We start from the raw sequence: 13,909 nt of genomic DNA, 5'->3' as shown, positions 1-13,909 counted from the left end.
TCGCCCCGAACAAGCCCGGCGACTGGCGGTTCCCGTTCAAGGACTTCACCAGCCAGGTCGGCCCGCCCTGCGCCGCCGACAAGCAGTGCTCGTGGGACCCGAAGACCGCCGACTCGTGGAAGGACAACGCCAAGCAGAACGCGGCGCAGCTCTTCTACTACGTCAGCAGCTTCCACGACCACCTGGAGAAGTCGCCGATCGGCTTCACCCCGGCGGCCGGCAACTACGAGACCGCCGACGGTGACCCGATCGAGGTCAACGCGATCGACGGCGCCGCGACCGGCGAGGGCGGGCCGGATTCCGGCCACACCGACAACGCCAACATGCTGCCCACCCCGGACGGCGTGCCCGGCCGGATGCAGATGTACCTGTTCCGGGACCCGACCTGGCCCGAGGACCCCTTCATCGCGGCCAACTCGGGCGACGAGGCCGACGTGGTCTACCACGAGTACACCCACGGCATGTCCAACCGCCTGGTGGTCGACGCGTCGGGCAACTCGACGCTGACCGGCTTCCAGGGCGGCTCGATGGGCGAGGCCTGGTCCGACTGGTACGCGTTCGACAAGCTGGTCGCCGACGGCTTCCAGACCGACACCGCCAAGCCGGGAGAAGTGCTGGTCGGGCGGTACGTCAGCAACGACCAGAATCTGATCCGCACCCAGCCGCTGGACTGCACCGTCGGCGCCGACGCGACGGCCTGCCCCGGCACCGAGGGCGCCGGATCGGGCGGCTACACCTACGGCGACATGGGCAAGATCATCGGCGGTCCGGAGGTCCACGCGGACGGCGAGATCTGGGGCGAGACGCTCTGGGACCTGCGTACGTCGGTCGGCTCGAAGCTCGCCGAGTCCCTGGTCACCCGGGCGATGGAGCTGTCACCGGCCAACCCGTCGTTCCTCGACATGCGCAACTCGATCCTGATGGCCGACAAGGTCACCCGCGACGGCCGGGACGCCAAGAAGATCTGGAAGGTCTTCGCCGGCCGCGGCATGGGCTGGTTCGCCGCCGACCTGGGCGGCAACGACGTCACCCCGATCGAGGACTTCTCCACCCCGCCGACCCGGGACGCCTCGCGCACCTCGGTCACCGGCACCGTCACCGACGTGACCACCGGCGCGCCGCTGGCCGGGGCCACGATCACCTTCGCCGGGCACGCCTCCGGCTTCGCCGACTCGTACCAGGCCGTCAGCGACGCCCAGGGCAAGTACACGATCGCCAACGTGCTGCCCGGTGGCACGTACCCCTCGGTGAGCGCCAGCGCGCCCGGCTACGAGCCGGTCGTGAAGGACCTGCGGGTGCACCAGGGCGCCAACAAGGTGGACTGGGCGCTGCGCCGGGACTGGGCCGCGACCACCGGCGGCAGCCAGGTGACCGACTCCAACGGCGACGACTACGGCTTCATCGGGTGTGGTCCCGACGCCGCGGTCGACGCGCTGCAGCAGACCGGCTGGAGCACCGACGCCACGTACGGCGCCGACGGCAAGATCGACCCGCGCTTCCTGGTCGTGCAACTGCCGGCGGCGGTCGACGTGTCGGCCATCGAGATCAACCCGACCGGCAACTGCGGTGACGACGCCAGCGCCTCGACCGGTGACTACCGCGTCGAGACGTCGGCCGACGGCCAGACCTGGACGGTCGCCGCCGAGGGCCACTTCGGGGTGGCCAACCGCGACAAGATGAACGCGGTGCCGCTCGCCTCGGGCAGCACGTCCGAGGTGCGCTACCTGCGGTACTCGATGCTCGGCACGCAGATCGCCGAAGAGGGCATCACCTGCCCCGACGGCTACGCCGGGTGCTTCTACGTCGACACGGTCGAGGTCGGCGTGTACGGCGCCGCACACTGATCCATCGCTCCACAGGCAGGCCCGGTCAGCACTCCTCATGCGGCCGGGCCTGCCGCCGTACCACGGCGCGCGAGGTCAGGCGTCGCGGGCGGCCTCCGCGACCTGCTGGAGCCGGGCCCGGTAGTCCTGCCACCAGGTCGCGTCGCCGGGCGCCAGGTTGTTGTTGTCCGCCCGCAGCCCCGCCGCCCCGTCGATCAGCTCCCGCACGATGTCGGCGTGCCCGGCGTGCCGGTGGGCCTCGGCGATCATGTGCGTCAGGACAAGGTGCAACGTCACCTCTCGATGCTCCGCCGGCCACCAGGGCACGCGGCCGATCGCGTCCAGGTCGAGCGCCTCGATCGTCGCGTCGGAGTGCTGCCAGACGCGCCGGTAGAACGCCTCGACGCGGTCACGGGACTCGTCGAGGGTGGCCCACATGTCGGCGTTGGTCTCGGCGTCGTCCTCCAGGCCGGGCAGGACGTCGTCGAGCGGGCGACCGAAGACGGCGCCGAGGTAGCCCGCCTCGGTCAGGGCCACGTGTTTCACCAGGCCCAGCAGGTTGGTGCCGGTCGGGGTCAGCGGCCGGCGCAGGTCGTACTCGTCGAGCCCGTCGAGTTTCCACAGCAGCGCTTCGCGGGCGGTCCGCAGGTAGTGATGAAGATCCGCCTTGGTGTCCGATCCGCTCATGCCGAGCAGCATCGCATCTTCGTCGCGGGACTTGACCCTGCCCCCACGACACGGTTTCCACTCGTGATCGCACCTACCGATGCGATGCCGAAGGGAACCCTGATGGACGTCGATGACTCTCGACCGTTCGGCGCACACCTGCGCATGAGCTGGTGGAAACCCCTGGTGGTGGTCCTCGTACCGCCGCTGGTGCTGCTGGTCCTGCAGATCCTGGGCTACCAGCTGGCCGGCGTCCTGGAGGGCAGCGACAACCCGTTGGCGCCGACCATGACCCCGCTGAAGTTCCTGGCCGTGAACCTCGCGACCATCGCCACCGGCGTCCTGGCGATCCTGCTCCTGGCCCGGCTGGCCCGGGTGCCCTGGCGCAGCCTGATCAGCTCGCCCCGGCCGTTCGACGCCCGCCGTCTGCGGCGTTACCTGCTGAGCGCGGCACTGCTGGTGGCCGCCGGGATCGGCGTGGTGGCCGTCGTGGCCCCCGACTCACCGGGGTGGATCGCCTTCGGCGTGTCCGGTACGACGATTGTCATGCTCGTCGTGATCCTGCTGACCACGCCGCTCCAGGCGATCGGCGAGGAGCTGATGTTCCGGAGTGCCGCGCTGCCCGCCGCCGCGTCCTGGCTGCGCGCCGTCCGCCCGGCCCTGATCCTCGGCCTCGTCGTCTCCAGCCTGGCCTTCGCGGTGCTGCACGGGTCCTCGGACCCGTGGCTGCTCGGCTACTACGCCTTCCTCAGCGCCGCGACCGGACTGATGGCGATCGTGAGCAACGGCATCGAGGCGCCGGTCGCGTTCCACGTCGCCAACAACGTCCTGTTCACCACGGTCAACACGCTGATGTCGGACGGTGCGCCCTTCGCCATCGACCGCTCCACCGACACCGGCGACGCGGCCGTGCTGATCCTCGGCGCGGTCAACATTGCCATGCTCGTGCTGGTCTGGCTGCGTGAGCGAAGGATCCGGGCCACCCGTACGGTGGCGGGCGGGAGGAGCGGAGAGCATGGCCTGGAGCACTCGCGAGATCGCTGAGCTGAGCGCTCTACAACCGCGCTCAGCTCGACGTGCTGCGCCGGGCCCATCAGATCAGCACGGATGCCGATCCGGGCCGTTGAGGTACTAGTTGACGAAGTCCTGGGTGAACCAGACGCGGCCGTCAGCGCCGCGGGTCACGGCCAGGCCGACCCGGGTGAAGCCGGGGTTGAGCAGGTTCCGGCGGTGACCGTCGTTGGGCGCCACCTCGGCCAGCATCAGGTCGGTCAGCCCGTTGGCCGCGCCGACGATGGCGGCCTGGTTGTTGGCGGCATTGCTCTGGCCGATGTTCTCACCGGCCGAGCGCCAGGTGACGCCCGCGGCGGTGAAGCGCGCGCCCAGGCCGGCCTCACCCGGGCACTGGTGCGACAGGCCGCAGCCGCCGGCCATCAGGGCGTTGTGCGCCTCCGAGGCGCCGGTCAGCTGCGGGCTCAGCGCCAGGGTCGACAGACCTTCCGCCGTACGCGCGGCGTTGATGTGAGCCAGCACCTGGGTGATGACCGCGTCGTCGGCGGGCGGCGGCGTCACCGGCGGGCTCGTCGGCGGGGTGGCCGGCTCGCTGGGCGGCGTGGTGGGCGGGGTGGTCGGATCCGTCGGCGGCGTGGTCGGGTCGGACGGCGGGGAGGTGGGGTCGGACGGCGGCGCGGTGGTGGTCGGCGGCGCGGTGGTCGGCCTGGTCGGGCGCGACCGGTGCGGGCGCCGCTCGCGGGACGACGTCGCCTTGGTGGCCGGGCCGAGCTGGGCGGCGGCGGGCCGGGCGGCCGGGTGGGGGCGGTGCCCGGAGGACTGGGCCGAGGCGATGCCGGCGGCGCCCGCCCCGAGCACACCCAGGGCGCAGGTGGCGAGCACGAGAAGACGGGTCCGGGAGGGCCGGCGGTGACGCGAGCGCATGGTGATCCTTGTCGATCGATGGGGAGAGCCCGACCGACTCTGACCTGCGCCGACTTCTCACGCACGCTTATTGAACAAAACTTAAAGATCCGGCCTCAGGGACGCTGGACGCCGATGATGTGGACCGGCTCGGTGCCGGGGCCGAGCCGGACGAAGTTGTGTTCGCCCCAGGTGAAGCGCTGCCCGGTGATCAGGTCGTGCGCCACGAAGACGTCCGGCCAGGTCAGGCCGAGGGCGGCCAGGTCCAGGTGGATCCAGGTGTCGCGGGTGTGGTGCGGGTCGAGGTTGGCCACGACCAGGATCACGTCCTGGCGGTCGTACAGCGTCCGCGCCTTGGAGAAGACCAGGATGTTGTCGTCGTCCGCGGTGTGGAAGCGGAGGTTCCGTAGGCGGTGCAGCGCGGGGTGGGCCCGCCGGATGTCGTTGATCAGGGTGAGGTACGGCGCCAGGGATGACCCGTCGCGCTCGTGGTCGGCCCAGCGCCGGTCCTTGTACTCGTACTTCTCGTTGTCGATCTGCTCCTCGGCGCCCGGCCGCGCGCGGTCCTCGACCAGCTCGTACCCGGCGTAGATGCCGTAGGTGGGCACCAGGGTGGCCGCCAGGGCGGCGCGCAACTTCCACGCCGTCGGGCCGCCGTGCTGCATGAACGGCGTGAGGATGTCGTGCGTGGTCGGCCAGAAGCTGGGCCGCATGTACGCCGCCGCCGGCCCGGTCAGCTCGGTCAGGTACTCGACCAGCTCGGCCCGGGTGTGCCGCCACGCGTAGTAGGTGTACGACTGCTGGAAGCCGACCTTGGCCAGCGTGTGCATCATCGCCGGCCGGGTGAACGCCTCGGCCAGCCAGATGACGTCGGGATGGTCGCGGCCGACGTCGCCGATCAGCCACTCCCAGAACTCGACCGGCTTGGTGTGCGGGTTGTCGACCCGGAAGATCCGGACGCCGTGATCGATCCACACCTGCACCACGCGGCGCATCTCGGCGTAGATCCCCGCCGGGTCGTTGTCGAAGTTCAGCGGGTAGATGTCCTGGTACTTCTTCGGCGGGTTCTCGGCCGGGGTGATGGTGCCGTCGGCGCGGGTGGTGAAGAACTCCGGGTGGGTGGTCAGCCAGGGGTGGTCGGGTGAGGCGTTGAGCGCCAGGTCGAGGGCGACCTCCAGCCCCAGCTCGGCGGCCGTCGCGACGAAGGCGTCGAACGCGTCGAGGTCGCCCAGCTCGGGGTGGACGGTCTCGTGGCCGCCGGCCGCGGAGCCGATGCCGTACGGCGACCCGGGGTCCCCGGGCTCGGCCCGCAGGCTGTTGTTGCGGCCCTTGCGGTTGGTCCCGCCGATCGGGTGGATCGGGGTCAGGTAGACGACGTCGAAGCCCATCGCCGCGACGGCCGGCAGCCGGTCGGTCGCGGTCGCGAAGGTGCCGCTGGTCCACCGCCCGGTGTCCGGGTCCCGCGTCGCCCCCTCGGACCGGGGGAACATCTCGTACCGGGCGCCGTAGAGGGCCCGTTCGCGCTCCACCAGCCAGGGATGGTCGGGACCGGGTGAGACGTACTCCCGCAACGGTCGCGCCGCCAGCTCGGCGCGCACCGCCGGGGTGAGGCCGGCGGCGAGCCGTTCCGCCACCGGCAGCGTGCCGTCCCGCAGGGCCGCCGCGGCCCGGGTCAGCAGCCGGACCCCGTCGTCGCCGCGCGCGGTCGCGGCCACCGCCCGTTCCAGGACCCGCGCCCCCTCCTCCAGCATCAACTCGACGTCGACGCCCGCGCCGACCTTGATCACGGCGTCGTGGTGCCAGGTGCCGTACGGGTCGGACCAGCCCTCGACCCGGTACGACCAGCGCCCGGCGCGGTCCGCGCTGATCGTCACCGACCACCGGTCGAGTCCCGCGTTGACACAGGTCATCGGCAGGCACTGCTCGGCGCCGCCCGGATCGGTCAGCACGACCGTGGCGTTGACCGCGTCGTGCCCCTCGCGGAAGACGGTGGCGGTGACCTCGAACGACTCGTCCACCACGGACTTGGCCGGCCGGTTGCCCCCGTCCACCAGCGGCGTCACGTCCTGCACCGGGATCCGTCCGACCGGGCGGGCCGGCGCGGTCGGCGCGTCGGCCGGGACGACGGGCGCCCGCCGTCCGGACCGTTCAGCGTCCATGTCGCGGAGCGTATCCCGATCACCGCCGGGTCGCTCGACGGACGACGCAACCTTGCTCCCGCCCCGGGCGTGTTCTGCTGTGCGATGACCACGGGAGGTACGGGTGCCGGACGCGGGCGGGTTCGACGAGTTCTATCAGGGGAGCCGGCAACGGCTGCTCGGGTACGTGTATCTGCACACCCACGACCTGGCCGAGGCTCAGGACGTGGTGCAGGAGGCGTACATGAGGGCCTGGCAGCACTGGTCCTCGATCGACCGGTACGAGGACCCCGAGGCGTGGCTGCGGATGGTGGCCCAGCGGATCGCGGTGTCGCGGTGGCGGCGGCTGCGCAACCGGGCCCGCGCCTATCTGCGGCACGGACCGGCCGACCCCGAGCCGGAGCCCAGCGTCAACACCGTCGCCGTGGTGGAGGCGCTGCGCCGGCTGCCGGCCGAGCAGCGGACCGCGATCGCCATGCACTACCTGCTCGGGATGCCGGTGGCGGACGTCGCGCGGGAGACCGGCGCGCCGGTCGGCACCGTCAAGGCCCGCCTGCACCGTGGCCGCGCCGCGCTGGCCACCCTTCTCACCCTCGACCCCTCGGAGCCGGCTGATGTCTGACCTGCGAGACCTGATGAGCGATGTCACCACCGACCTGGCCGCCGTCCGGTGGCCGTCGGCCGACGAGCTGCGCGGCCGGGTGCGCCGCCGGCGCCGCCGCAACCTGGTGGCCGTGGCCGGCGCCGTGATCGTGGTGACGGCCGGCGCGACCGGCCTGGCCACCGCCGGCGGGCCACCGCCGCCGATGCCGGCCGCGCCGCCGGTCAGCGCCGCCCCGGTCCCGGTGGAGATCCCGCGGTCGGTGCTGCTGTCCCCCGCCGACGTCGGCGCGGGTCCGGACAGCCAGATCGACGGCCCCGACGCGTTCCGCCCGCTCCAGCCCGATGAGCTCACCCTCTGCCTCACCACCAACAGCAGCGGGCTGAAGCTGCCCCAGGTGCCGCGCTTCTCGGTCGGCGTCACCCTCCTGCTCGGCACCGAGGCGAGCCGCCCGGAGCGCCCATTCGTGCTGGCTCAGCAGATCCACCGGTACGCCGGCCCGGACGCGGTCGCGGTCCTGCGCGACCTGCGGTCGGTGGTCGCCGCCTGCGGCATCCGGACCGTGACCGGCGAGGTGACCGCAGCCGGCGGCGCCAAGGTCGCGGCGCGGGTGACGCACACCTGGTCGATCGCCGCCGAGAACTTCGCGGGCGACGACTCGGTGGTGGTGCGGCACGACGTCAGCGCGGTCGACGCGAGCACCGGCCGCCCGCTCGACGGGGGCGGCAGCGAGCTGGTGGCCTACGTCCGGGTGGGCGACCTCGTCACCCGTATCGTCCCCCGCGACCAGCCCCTCCCCGAGCTGCGGAAGATCGCCGCCCAGGCCGGCACCCGCCTGTGCGGCGCCTCCGACCCGCCATGCTGACCGAATCACGCTTCGGCTCGGTAGGCTGACCGGATGACCTTGGCCGACGAGATCCTCCGCAGCAAGCACGTCAGCCTGACGACCTATCGCAAGGACGGCACACCGGTGAGTACGCCGGTCTGGCACGTGCCGCACGACGGTGAACTGTGGATCGTGACCGAGGCGGCCTCGTTCAAGGTCAAGCGGATCCGCAACAACCCGCAGGTCACCGTCGTGCCGTGCTCGCTGCGCGGGGTGGTGGCGCCGGATGCGCCGAGCGCCACCGGAACGGCCCGGGTGCTGGACGACGACGGGACGGCCAAGGCCCGGAAACTGCTGGCCGGCCGATACGTCATGTCGCGGGCGGGTAACTGGTTCGCCCGCCTGCTGCGACTTCGCCGGCCGCCGATGATCGGCATCGTGGTGTCGTTCTGATTCTCGGGGCCAGGGCGCCGAGAAAATCCGGGGCGTCGAAGGCGGCGCCGGCCGAGGCGACGCCGGTGGTTCCGGTCCGGCCGGTCAGGATGCGGTCGACCGCCTCCACCGCGAGCGGGGCGGTGACGGCGTAGATGTCCCGGCCGGAAGCGACCACCCGGCGCTCCTCGGCGCCCGAGCGGACCAGGACGTCGACGACGAAGGTCTCGGCCTCGCGGACCCGCTCCGGACCGGACAGGTCCGCGGCCGCGTTGGCGGTCATGTAGGTGCGGATCTCCGGGACGGCCAGGTGGCTGGGGACGGTGACGACGTCGGCCATGGTGAACTCGGCGATGACCGGCTGGGGGCCCAGCGGGGCGGGGAAGGGCCAGGTCACGGTGGGCAGGGCGTCGTCGTGGTAGCGCAGCCGTCCGCCGGTGTAGCGGACCCGGCGGCCGTTGCGTCGCCGGCCTGAGACCGCGCCCGCGACAAGCGTGCCCGGGGTGGGGCGCCAGCTGCTCAGGCCGTACGCGATGTGCGCCTCGTCCGCGGCCGTCCAGTCGCCCATCGCGGTGGTGACCAGCAGATCGCCGAGGCCACCGAAGAAGGCCATGGCCGGGACCACCAGGGTGCCCGCGGCACGGGCCCGGTCGGCGAAGTGCTGGAACGTGTCCCGGTTGGCCTCGATCTCGGCTGCCACGTCGACGTACGGGATCCCGGCCCGCAGCGCGGCCTCGATCAGCGGGGCGGCGGTCGTGGCGAACGGGCCGGCGCAGTTGATCACGGCGGCCGCGTCGCGCAGCGCCCGGTCGAGCGCGGCCGGATCGTCGACCGCCGCCGGCCGCACCTCGAGCCCCGGCCGCACCTCAGATTCCGCGAGCTTGTCCCGGTCACGGCCGAGAAGCAGCGGGACGTAGCCGCGCCCACTCAACTCGGCGACCACGAACCGCCCGGTGTGCCCGGAAGCGCCGTACACGGCAACGCTTTTCTCCATGGCTGTCAGCGTGACCGCCCCGCCGTCCGGCGACTAGTGTCCGGAACGACACGACCCGTACAGTTCCGGACATGAGTTCCGGTCCGCGTACCGTCGCCGTCGCCGCCACCGACGGGATGCTGCACTTCGAGCTGGCCATGGCCTACGAGGTCTTCGGCTCCGCGCCGGACGCGGTGCGGGTCCCCTGGTACGACGTGACGATCTGCGGTGATCGGGCCGTGCGGGCCGGTCGTTTCCTGGTCGAGCCCGACTGCGGCCTCGACCGGCTGGCCAGGGCCGGCACGGTCATCGTCCCGGCCCTGGCCGACGTGGACGATGAGCCGCCGGCCGACCTGGTCGAGGCGGTCCGCGCGGCCCACGAGGCCGGCGCGCGGGTGGTGTCGCTGTGCACCGGCGCGTTCGTGCTCGCCGCCGCCGGGCTGCTGGACGGGCTGCGGGCCACCACCCACTGGGCCCACACCGAGCTGCTCGCCGCCCGCTATCCGCGGATCGCGGTCGACCCGGACGTGCTCTATGTCGACAACGGCCGGGTGCTCACGTCCGCCGGCAAGGCGGCGGCGATGGACCTGTGCCTGCATCTGGTCCGCCGCGACCACGGCTCGGCGATCGCCAACGTGGTCGCCCGCCGCCTCGTCGTGCCGCCCCATCGGGCCGGTGGCCAGGCCCAGTTCGTCACCACGCCGGTGCCGGCCCAGGACGGCCACGCCCTGGCCGGCCTGCTGCCCTGGGCGATGCGGCGGCTCGACCAGCCGCTGTCCGTGGACGACCTGGCCCGCCAGGCCAACCTGAGCGCACGCCACCTGACCCGCCACTTCCACGCGGTCGCCGGCACCACCCCGCTGCGGTGGCTGCTCACCCAGCGGATCCGCCGCGCGCAGGAGATGTTGGAGACCACCGACGACAGCGTCGACACCATCGCCGCGGCCGCCGGCATGGGTACGGCAACCACCCTGCGCCGCCACTTCCAGCGCACGATCGGCGTACCCCCGGACACCTACCGCCGCACGTTCCGCCCTCCGCACTCGGGGCAGTCCGGGTCACGGCCGCCCGGGGGCCAGAAGTAGATCACGACACAGGTCACGTTCGTGATTCTCGGCTCGGACGGGACGCCTCGGGTGGCGGAGTACGAGGCCTTCTCGCGCTGGTCGGCCGGAACGCGGCAACGGCCGGGACCCACCACCTGGATCCGGAGGATGGCGGGACTCGGCCGTTGCGGTTGGGTGCTTGGTCAGGCGTACCCAAGCCTGGTCTTGATCTTGCTGTTGGCCCTTGCGGCAACGCGGAGGCAACTATCCTTTGACCGCTCCGGTCATGCTGAACGCGCCGCCGAAGACGCGGGACATGGCCGTGTAGAGCAGCACCACGGGCAGGGTGTAGAGGATCGCGAAGGCGGCGAGCTGGCCGTACGCGACCTGGCCGTAGGTGGAGAAGAACGTGTAGATGGTCACCGAGGCGGGCTGGCTCTCGGGGCTCTGCAACAGGATGAACGGTACGAAGAAGTTGCCCCACTGGGTGACGAAGGTGAAGACGAAGACCACCGTCAGGCCGGGGATCATCAGCGGCAGGATGATCCGGCGCAGCGACTGGAACCAGCCGGCGCCGTCCGTCCACGCCGCCTCCTCGAGTTCGACCGGCACCGAGTCCATGAAGTTCTTCATCATCCAGATGGCGAACGGCAGGCTCGACGCGGCCATGAACAGGATCAGCGCGGGCACCGAGTCGGTCAGCTCGAACTGACTGTACATGGTGTAGACCGGCACCATGACCGCGGTGATCGGCAGGCCGGTGGAGAACAGGATGCCGTAGAGGAACATCCGTCCGAAGCGGCTGCGGTAACGCGACAGCGGGTAGGCCGCCAGCGTGGCCGCGAACACCGTGATCAGCGCCGTGCCGCCGGAGATGATCAGCGAGTTGAGCACCGGGCGGAAGATGGTCTCGACGTTGAGCACGTCCGCGAAGTTCTTGAACGAGAACTCCCAGGTGATGTCGGCCGACAGGGCAGCGCCGGGCTGGACCGACGCCACCACGAGCCACAGGAACGGCAGGAAGAAGGCGATCGCGACGATCAGCAGGACCAGGTAGACGGCGAACCGCAGCGGGCCGCGGCCCGGCATGGTCAGGTCGGCCGTGGGCCTGGTCTTCGCCTTCACGGGCGGCGGGGCAAGGGTTGTCGTCACAGGTTGTCCACCTTGATCAGGCGTACGTAGATGAGCGAGAAGATCGCCCCGATCACCAGCAGCACCAACGCCATCGCCGTGCCGTAGCCGAGCTTGTAGAACTGGAAACTCTCCTGGTACATGTAGATCGGCGTGGTCGAGCTCTTGTTGCCGGGGCCGCCCTTGGTCATCACGTAGATCAGGCCGAACGCGGCCAGGGTCTGCAGGGTGATGAGCATCAGGTTGCTGACGATCGAGCGGCGGATCAGCGGCAGGGTCACGCTTCGCAGGCGCTGCCAGGCCGACGCGCCGTCGACCGCAGCCGCCTCGTGCAGCTCGGGCGGCACGTCGTTGAGCGCGGCCTGGTAGACGAGCATCGAGAAGGCCGTGCCGCGCCAGACGTTGGCCAGGATGACCGCCAGCATCGGCGTCGTGTAGAGCCAGTTCTGGTCGAGCCCGACCCAGCCCAGGATGCCGTTCAGCGTGCCGTCGCGGTGCAGGTAGGAGTACCAGCAGAAGCCGGCCACCACCTCGGGCACCGTCCAGGCGGCGATGACCAGGCCGCTGACCAGCCCGCGGGCGGCCTGACTGCGGCCGCGCAGCAGCAGGGCGATGAGCAGCCCGAGGGTGTTCTGCCCGATCACGGCCGAGCCGACCACGAAGATCAGCGTCAGCCAGAGCGAGTTCCAGAACTGCGCGTCACGCCACATCGTGGTGAAGTTGTCCACCCCGATGAAGTTGACCTCGGCCGAGCCGGTCAGGGCGACGTCGGTGAACGCGCTGTACACGGCCCAGATCAGCGGGCCGGCGAAGAACACCGCGAGCAGCAGCAGGGCCGGGGCGAACGCCCCGATCCTGGCTGCCCGCGGGGCGGTGGAGGTCGTCATTGCGCGTTGGTCACCTTGTCCGGTCCGCCGACCGCCGAGGTGGTCGACTCGGCGAACGTCTTCGCGGCCTCGTCGACCGACTGCTGGCCGGTCATCACCGACTCCATGGCGACCTGGATGCCGTTGGAGACGTTCGGATAGTCCGGGTACGCCGGGCGGAACTTGGTGACCTCGACCAGGTCGGTGAAGAACTTGAGCGACGGGTTCGACTTCAGGTACTCAGGGTCGGCCGCCACGTCCTTGCGTTCGGCGATCTGGCCGGCCGCGATGTCGTACTTCTTGGTGTTCTCCTTGTTCAGCATCGTGGCCACGAAGTCGAACGAGGCCTTCTTGTCCTTGGAGTTGGCGCCGACCGAGAGCAGCCAGCCGCCGGACATGCTGATCTTGCCGGGGGCGTCGCCGTTCTGGGTGGGCATCGCGGTGTAGCCGAGCTTGTCGTTCCACTCGGGCCACGGCTTGCTGCCGCTCTCGAGCCAGGTGCTGCTGACCCAGGAGCCGTCGAGGCTGATGCCGAGCTTGCCGGTCGGGAACAGCTCGGTGTTGACCTTGGTGCCCCAGTTCGGGTCGAGGGCGTCCTGCGGCGCCGGCGCGAGCTTCTCGTCGAAGATCGTCTTGATGAAGCCCAGCGAGTCGTTGAAGCCGGGGCTCTGCACGATCCACTTCTTCTGGGCGTCGTCGTAGAGGGTGTGCTTCGTGCCGTACAGCAGCATCTCGAAGCCCTGCATGGTCGCGCCCTCGCCGGCGCCCTTGCCGGAGTAGACGTTCAGCGGGGTCACGCCGGGCACCTTCTGCTTGATGGCGCGCGCCGCGGTGAGGATGTCGTTCCAGTTCTTGGGCTCCCACGGCACGGTCAGACCGGCCTTCTGGAAGATGCCCTTGTCGTACCAGAGGGCGCGGGTGTCGGTGCCCATGGGTACGCCGTACGTCTTGCCGTCCTGCGCCTTGCCGGCGGCCTTCGCGGCGTCGGTGAACTGGGCCCAGTCGGGCCAGCCGCTCAGGTACTCGTCGATCGGGGCCAGGAAGCCGGCCTGGATGTCGGTGTTGATCAGGAACGTGTCCTCGTACATGACGTCCGGCGCCGTCTTGGGCGACCGGTTCATCAGGGAGAGCTTGGTGTAGTAGTCGTTCTCCGACGCCTCGATCGGCACCAGCTTCGCGGTGTAGCCGGGGTGTGCGGCCTCGTACTCCTTCTTGACGTCCTGCAGCTGCTTGTCCAACTGGATGAAGGACCCGAACTTCTGGTACGCGATGGTGATCGTCTTGCCGTCGGCGCCGCCGCCGTCGTCACCGCCGCCGCAGCCGGCGGCCGAGGCGGCGAGAACCGTTGCCGACAGCGCGGCAAGGACGAGTTTGAGCCGCATCAGGACCCCTCACATGTCGACCCGATCAGGTGGTTACCGGTTCAAGATCAATTGAGTATCGTCTCTGTTAACGTTCTCTGAAAACGTAATCAGATAGCGTGACCAGCGCAA

At 70.8% G+C, this 13,909-nt stretch carries 13 protein-coding genes; 6 read left to right on the top strand and 7 right to left on the bottom strand.

Translation table 11 applies throughout. From position 1 onward, the window contains the following. A partial coding sequence (locus AB0M54_RS44535) for a M36 family metallopeptidase (RefSeq protein WP_364478743.1) occupies positions 1 to 1,844 on the top strand: 1,844 nt, incomplete at its 5' end. Between the two features lie 75 nt (positions 1,845 to 1,919). On the opposite strand, the gene AB0M54_RS44530 is transcribed toward AB0M54_RS44535, so the two are convergent. After that, positions 1,920 to 2,510: a DinB family protein gene (locus tag AB0M54_RS44530; RefSeq protein WP_364478740.1), complete on the bottom strand. Its 591-nt coding sequence runs from the start codon at positions 2,508 to 2,510 to the stop codon at positions 1,920 to 1,922. Between the two features lie 102 nt (positions 2,511 to 2,612). On the opposite strand from AB0M54_RS44530, the gene AB0M54_RS44525 reads away from it, so the two are divergent. Then, positions 2,613 to 3,533 carry a CPBP family intramembrane glutamic endopeptidase gene (locus tag AB0M54_RS44525; RefSeq protein ID WP_364478737.1) on the top strand — a complete coding sequence of 307 codons (921 nt, stop codon included), beginning with the start codon at positions 2,613 to 2,615 and terminating at the stop codon, positions 3,531 to 3,533. Between the two features lie 87 nt (positions 3,534 to 3,620). On the opposite strand, the gene AB0M54_RS44520 is transcribed toward AB0M54_RS44525, so the two are convergent. Beyond that, complete coding sequence (locus AB0M54_RS44520; protein ID WP_364478734.1) at positions 3,621 to 4,424, bottom strand: CAP domain-containing protein; 804 nt, start codon at positions 4,422 to 4,424, stop codon at positions 3,621 to 3,623. A gap of 95 nt (positions 4,425 to 4,519) precedes the next feature. Then, the gene (locus AB0M54_RS44515; RefSeq protein ID WP_364478731.1) at positions 4,520 to 6,562 is read right to left on the bottom strand and encodes an alpha-1,4-glucan--maltose-1-phosphate maltosyltransferase; all 2,043 of its coding nucleotides are present in this window, start codon (positions 6,560 to 6,562) and stop codon (positions 4,520 to 4,522) included. Positions 6,563 to 6,665: 103 nt separating this feature from the next. Between AB0M54_RS44515 and AB0M54_RS44510 the strand changes: the two genes are divergently transcribed. From AB0M54_RS44510 to AB0M54_RS44500, 3 genes are read left to right on the top strand one after another with little or no spacing between them, the layout of a single operon-like run. Continuing rightward, complete coding sequence (locus AB0M54_RS44510) at positions 6,666 to 7,163, top strand: SigE family RNA polymerase sigma factor (RefSeq protein WP_364317951.1); 498 nt, start codon at positions 6,666 to 6,668, stop codon at positions 7,161 to 7,163. Continuing rightward, positions 7,156 to 8,007 (top strand): hypothetical protein, encoded by an 852-nt coding sequence (locus AB0M54_RS44505; protein ID WP_364478728.1) that lies wholly within the window; start codon positions 7,156 to 7,158, stop codon positions 8,005 to 8,007. The genes AB0M54_RS44510 and AB0M54_RS44505 overlap by 8 nt, the downstream gene beginning before the upstream one ends. Positions 8,008 to 8,040: 33 nt before the next feature. Continuing rightward, a complete protein-coding gene (locus AB0M54_RS44500; RefSeq protein ID WP_364317954.1) occupies positions 8,041 to 8,421 on the top strand; it encodes a PPOX class F420-dependent oxidoreductase in 381 nt (126 codons plus the stop codon). Here the strand turns inward: AB0M54_RS44500 and AB0M54_RS44495 are convergent. Then, a complete protein-coding gene (locus AB0M54_RS44495; RefSeq protein WP_364317956.1) occupies positions 8,339 to 9,394 on the bottom strand; it encodes a saccharopine dehydrogenase NADP-binding domain-containing protein in 1,056 nt (351 codons plus the stop codon). The genes AB0M54_RS44500 and AB0M54_RS44495 overlap by 83 nt on opposite strands. A gap of 71 nt (positions 9,395 to 9,465) precedes the next feature. Between AB0M54_RS44495 and AB0M54_RS44490 the strand changes: the two genes are divergently transcribed. Further along, complete coding sequence (locus tag AB0M54_RS44490; RefSeq protein WP_364478725.1) at positions 9,466 to 10,458, top strand: helix-turn-helix domain-containing protein; 993 nt, start codon at positions 9,466 to 9,468, stop codon at positions 10,456 to 10,458. Positions 10,459 to 10,683: 225 nt separating this feature from the next. On the opposite strand, the gene AB0M54_RS44485 is transcribed toward AB0M54_RS44490, so the two are convergent. Genes AB0M54_RS44485 through AB0M54_RS44475 form a run of 3 tightly spaced genes read right to left on the bottom strand, consistent with a single transcriptional unit; the run spans position 10,684 to position 13,798 of the window. Further along, entirely contained in the window at positions 10,684 to 11,571 is an 888-nt protein-coding gene (locus AB0M54_RS44485) for a carbohydrate ABC transporter permease (protein ID WP_364317958.1), read from the bottom strand. After that, a complete protein-coding gene (locus AB0M54_RS44480; RefSeq protein WP_364317960.1) occupies positions 11,568 to 12,437 on the bottom strand; it encodes a sugar ABC transporter permease in 870 nt (289 codons plus the stop codon). The genes AB0M54_RS44485 and AB0M54_RS44480 overlap by 4 nt, the downstream gene beginning before the upstream one ends. Continuing rightward, on the bottom strand, positions 12,434 to 13,798 hold the full coding sequence (locus AB0M54_RS44475; protein ID WP_364317962.1) for an extracellular solute-binding protein: 1,365 nt from the start codon (positions 13,796 to 13,798) through the stop codon (positions 12,434 to 12,436). The genes AB0M54_RS44480 and AB0M54_RS44475 overlap by 4 nt, the downstream gene beginning before the upstream one ends. Positions 13,799 to 13,909 lie beyond the last annotated feature (111 nt).

Origin of the sequence: Actinoplanes sp. NPDC051470 (assembly GCF_040682035.1) — a bacterium.
Classification (GTDB): Bacteria; Actinomycetota; Actinomycetes; order Mycobacteriales; family Micromonosporaceae; genus Actinoplanes.
The sequence above is the reverse complement of the archived record's forward strand: the minus strand, read 5'-3'. Positions and strand labels throughout refer to the sequence as shown.

Bases quoted from the DNA above. Each gene is read 5' to 3' on its own strand.
- AB0M54_RS44530 (WP_364478740.1), bottom strand. From the start codon at position 2,510: ATGAGCGGATCGGACACCAAGGCGGATCTTCATCACTACCTGCGGACC.
- AB0M54_RS44525 (WP_364478737.1), top strand. From the start codon at position 2,613: ATGGACGTCGATGACTCTCGACCGTTCGGCGCACACCTGCGCATGAGC.
- AB0M54_RS44520 (WP_364478734.1), bottom strand. From the start codon at position 4,424: ATGCGCTCGCGTCACCGCCGGCCCTCCCGGACCCGTCTTCTCGTGCTC.
- AB0M54_RS44515 (WP_364478731.1), bottom strand. From the start codon at position 6,562: ATGGACGCTGAACGGTCCGGACGGCGGGCGCCCGTCGTCCCGGCCGAC.
- AB0M54_RS44505 (WP_364478728.1), top strand. From the start codon at position 7,156: ATGTCTGACCTGCGAGACCTGATGAGCGATGTCACCACCGACCTGGCC.
- AB0M54_RS44500 (WP_364317954.1), top strand. From the start codon at position 8,041: ATGACCTTGGCCGACGAGATCCTCCGCAGCAAGCACGTCAGCCTGACG.
- AB0M54_RS44495 (WP_364317956.1), bottom strand. From the start codon at position 9,394: ATGGAGAAAAGCGTTGCCGTGTACGGCGCTTCCGGGCACACCGGGCGG.
- AB0M54_RS44490 (WP_364478725.1), top strand. From the start codon at position 9,466: ATGAGTTCCGGTCCGCGTACCGTCGCCGTCGCCGCCACCGACGGGATG.
- AB0M54_RS44480 (WP_364317960.1), bottom strand. From the start codon at position 12,437: ATGACGACCTCCACCGCCCCGCGGGCAGCCAGGATCGGGGCGTTCGCC.
- AB0M54_RS44475 (WP_364317962.1), bottom strand. From the start codon at position 13,798: ATGCGGCTCAAACTCGTCCTTGCCGCGCTGTCGGCAACGGTTCTCGCC.